Annotated in this window: 4 protein-coding genes; all 4 read right to left on the minus strand. The window is 63.7% G+C overall.

Annotated features, from left to right (window positions below; all coding sequences use genetic code 11):
* Positions 1–150, minus strand: a 150-nt coding sequence (locus WAN02_RS04595; RefSeq protein WP_422262998.1) for a helix-turn-helix domain-containing protein, incomplete at its 3' end; no start/stop codon positions are given.
* Positions 151–301: 151 nt separating this feature from the next.
* Positions 302–1,441 (minus strand): acyl-CoA dehydrogenase family protein, encoded by a 1,140-nt coding sequence (locus tag WAN02_RS04600; protein ID WP_422262995.1) that lies wholly within the window; start codon positions 1,439–1,441, stop codon positions 302–304.
* Positions 1,438–2,601: an acyl-CoA dehydrogenase family protein gene (locus WAN02_RS04605; RefSeq protein WP_422262996.1), complete on the minus strand. Its 1,164-nt coding sequence runs from the start codon at positions 2,599–2,601 to the stop codon at positions 1,438–1,440. The genes WAN02_RS04600 and WAN02_RS04605 overlap by 4 nt, the downstream gene beginning before the upstream one ends.
* Positions 2,602–4,277, minus strand: a 1,676-nt coding sequence (locus tag WAN02_RS04610; protein ID WP_422262997.1) for an AMP-binding protein, incomplete at its 5' end; no start/stop codon positions are given.

The following is a 4,277-nucleotide window of genomic DNA, read 5'->3' on the forward strand; positions in this document are numbered from 1 at the left end:
GTATACAGTCGCGCGGGATAGATTCGCTTCGCGCGCAACATCTTCCATCTTCGTTTTCATGATGCCAAATCGCGCAAAGCACCTTTCGGCGGCGGCAAGAATGATCGAGCGCGGGTCCGCCGGAACCTCTCCGTGGATAACTGAGGCCACGTGGGCAACACTACCGCCGGATCGCCTTACAATACGGCAGACATTACATGGGTTTGTAACGCAGCTGGACGCTCGTGGGCCGCAGCGGACGGGAACGCGCCAGTGTCGGCCGCCAACGATGTGTCTTTCAGAACCGTGGTTATCGCTGCCGCTAGCGCAGACCCAGCGATCCGCTGATGATTTCGCGCTGAATCTCGTTGGTGCCGGCGTAGATCGGCAGTACCAGTGAGTGGCGCACGTGGCTCTCCATGTCGTATTCGGTCGCGTAGCCATAGCCGCCCATCATCTGCATGCCCTCCAGTGCGATGCGTTTGGCGACTTCGGAGCTCTTGATCTTGGCCATCGACGTCATACGCGTCGTGACCGGGTCGGCGCCGTATTCGAGCCGCTGAGCCACCTCATAGGTGAGCAGGCGGGCACACTCGAGTTCGGTTGCCAGATCGGCAATCCGGTGACGCAGCGCCTGGAACGTGCCGATGGCTTTGCCGAACTGCCTGCGCTCCTTGACGTACGCGATGGTGTCGTCTAGCGCCCGCTGGCCGATGCCGAGGCCGACTGCCGCGCCGAGCAGCCGCTCGCCGTCCAGGCCGGCCATGATTTGCGGGAACCCCCGCCCGATTTCGCCCACGACGTTCTCGCCGGGCACGAAGCAATCGGTGAAGAAGACGTCGTTGACCTCGCGACCTCCCAGCGTCGAGATGCGTCGAGTTTCAATGCCTTCGGCATCGCGGGGCACCTCGAAGATGGTCAAACCCGCGTGTGGCTTCTCGTCGCGGCTGGTTCGCGCGACCAATAAGATTCGCCCCGCCCGGTGCGCATACGAGCACCACGTCTTCTGGCCGTTGAGTACATAGCCGTCGGCAACCGGCTCCGCCCTGCAGGCGATCGCCGCGACATCGGATCCCGCACCGGGCTCAGAGATCGAAATCGACATGATCTCACCGCCCGCGATCGCCGACAGCGCCCCATGCTTCTGCTGCTCGGATCCGAATCGCTTGTAGCATCCCGCAACGGTCGTTGTCGGACCGAGCGCCTTGACCGGCGCAAGACCGCGCCAGAGCTCCTCGAACAGGATCGTCTGTTCCACGTAGGTTCCACCGGAACCGCCGTAATCCTCCGAGATTGCCACGCCCAGCCAACCGAGTTCGGCAAGCTTTTTGTAGAGGACCGAAGACTGATCCTCCTCGTCAACGTCGAGCAACTCCGCACGCTGTTCGCGGGTGCCGCATTCGCGCGCGCAGAAGTCGCGCACCGTCAGCTGAAAATCCTGCTGCTCGACCGTGAAGGTCATGCTTGCGGGAACCGTCTGTCCGGAAAGAGCCCCGCGGCGACACCGTTGCGCAGCACGGCCGGTGCGCCCCCGGCGACCACGTTGGTAACGCAGTCGCGATGAATGCGTTGGATGGGGAAATCGGTAGTCACACCGTAGCCGCCATGTAATTCCATTGCCTTGAGGGTGATCTGCGGACCGACCGTGGCGCCGAACAGCTTGGCCTGGGTGACTTCTGCGAGCTTCGGAAATCGGCCCTCGATCGCCGAGGCAGCGGCCCGGTAGGCGAGTAGCCGCAGCGCCTCGATCTGGACCCACATGTCGGCCAGCGAGTGGTAGACGGCCTGAAAGCCGATGATCTGCTTGCCGAACGCCTCGCGCTCTTGGGTGTATTTGGCAGCCTCGTCAAAAGCGGCCTGGCTGAAGCCCAGCCAGAAGCCGCAATTGTGCAGCCGCTCGAGGTTGAAGGCCGTCATCAACCGGGCGAACTGGCCCGGGCCGACGATGACGTTCTCGGCGGGCACCCGGACGTCGCGCAACACCATATCGCCGTGATGGATCCCGCGATCGCCGATGTAGACCGGGCCGCGCCGGATTTCCACGCCCGGCATTGAGTTCTCCACCACTATGGCGCCGATCCCTTTGGCACCTGGCAGGTCGTCGTAGCGCACAAAAGTCGCATTGAGGTCGTTGACGTTCGACCCGGTGAGAAAGTTCTTGGCGCCGTTGAGAATGTAAGCGTCACCATCGCGGACCGCGGTGGTGCTTAGATGCGTCAGGGCGGAGCCTGCTTGCGGTTCGGTGAGCGCGATGTTGCATGCGCGACGGCCGGCGACGATATCGCGTAAGTACTTTTCCCTTACGGTGTCGCTGCCGAGTAGCAACATCGATGGCCCCGGACCGCTGGTACAGAACACCGGCTCGGGCGGCAGCCAGGACTGGGCGTAGCGGAAGAGCGCCTCCACGACGATCAAGTACTCGACCGCTCCGCCGCCCTGACCGCCGTACTCTGTGGGCATTGCAACACCAAAAAGCCCTTCTGCACCAACACGATCGAAGATCTCACGGTAGGGCGCGTCGTCCGACTCGTCCCATTCGCGGGCCTGGTCGGCGAACGACCGGCCGAGTTTCTCGGCACGCGCCTGCAGGTCCTGTTGCTCCGAAGTCAGAGTGAAGTCCATCTAACGGCGCTCCTCTTTGGCGACGGTCAGGTCCAGCGCTTCGAAGTCCCATGTCTCGGTGGTGTTTCCAGCCTCACGCAATTTGTGCTTCATCACACGTCCAACGCCGTTGCGGGGGAGCGCATCGAGAAAGTCGACATAGCGCGGGATCGCAAAGTAGGGCAAGTTGTTCTTGAAAAAGTCGAACAGCTCGGCCGGTTCGATCGGCGAGGTGACGACGATGCAGGCCTTGATGTCGTCTTCGCCGAGATCGGATGCGACGGCGACGGCCGCGGATTCGACGATGCCAGGGTGGGCGTCGATGGCCTGTTCGAGTTCGAAGCTTGAAATGTTCTCGCCGCGGCGGCGCAGACTGTCTTTCTTGCGGTCGACGAAGGTGAACGCCCCACTCGGCAGGCGCCGGCCGTTGTCACCCGAGTGATACCACAGGCCCCGAAATGCCTCGAGTGTTGCCGTCGGATTGCCGAAGTAGCCGTCGAACATGGCATAGGGTGCGTTGGGTCGAAGACAGATCTCGCCCATCACCTCGCCATGCAGCACGTTGCCCTCGTCGTCGAGGAGGGCAACTTCGAGGTCCGGCGCTCCGATGCCGCAGCCGAGCGGGTCTCGTCGGTCCGACGACAGCGACGTCAATGTGGTTGGCATGCACTCGGTCTGGCCGAAGATGTCGACCCATGGATCGACGCCGAAACGCTCCCGGAAGGTCGCCTGCCCCGCGAGCGTCAGCGGCGCGCACATGATCCGGGTGACTTTGTGGTCGCGGTCGGCCGGCGACGGCTCGGTCGCCAGTATTGCGGCGCCCATCGCGCCGACGGCGACCATCAGCGTCGCACCGACTTCCTTTGCGCGCGGGAAGTAAGCGCGGGCGCTGAACGTTCCTTGCAGGTACGCCGGTATGCCGTGGATCAACGGCAGCGTGACGGTGACCAGCCGTGCACCGGCGTGGAACAGCGGCAGGCCGGCGAACAGGACATCACCCTCGGCCACCTCGAGTGCATGCCCGATAATCTCTCCGCTCCGGCAGTAATAGCCGTGGCTGGCCACGCATCCCTTCGGCAGTCCTGTCGTGCCGGACGTGTAGAGAATCGACATCGTGTCGGCAGCGGTCAGTTCCACCCGCGGCGGTGCGTCGCCGCAGTCGAACAGACTCGCATACGCGATCTCACCCTCTTCGGCATCATCGAGCATGATCACTGCCCGGAGGTCGGGCAGCTGGCTCCTCAGCGGAGCGAGTGCTTCGCGGCCGGCGGCATCGGTGACCAGAAAGCCCGACCGGGACTGGCGCAACTGGTGCAGCAGAAACTCGCCCTTCAGGTACGCGTTCAACGGCACTTGGGCCGCGCCCGTCTTCGCCACGCCGTAGAAGAGCTCGAGAAGCTCGGTGCGGTTGGCGGAGAGCATCGCAACCTGTTCGCCACGTCCAGCACCCAGCTGCGCCAGCCCTGCGGCAAGCGCGTCCGACCGTTGATCCATCTCGGCGTAGGTGTAGACGTTCTCGTCCATCGCACAGCAGACGCGATCGGGCATACGTGCGGCGCGCGCGCGCAGGATGTTGCCAATGGCGTCACGAACCATTTCGCCAGCCCAACCCAGAAGCCCGGCCGGCCCAGGAATAGCGGTCGCCGACGCGCCGGGGTGGTGGGCAACCCACTCTTGGGACACCGATGGTGCCAGCT

The sequence above is a fragment of the Mycobacterium sp. genome, assembly GCF_049281135.1.
GTDB lineage: Bacteria > Actinomycetota > Actinomycetes > Mycobacteriales > Mycobacteriaceae > Mycobacterium.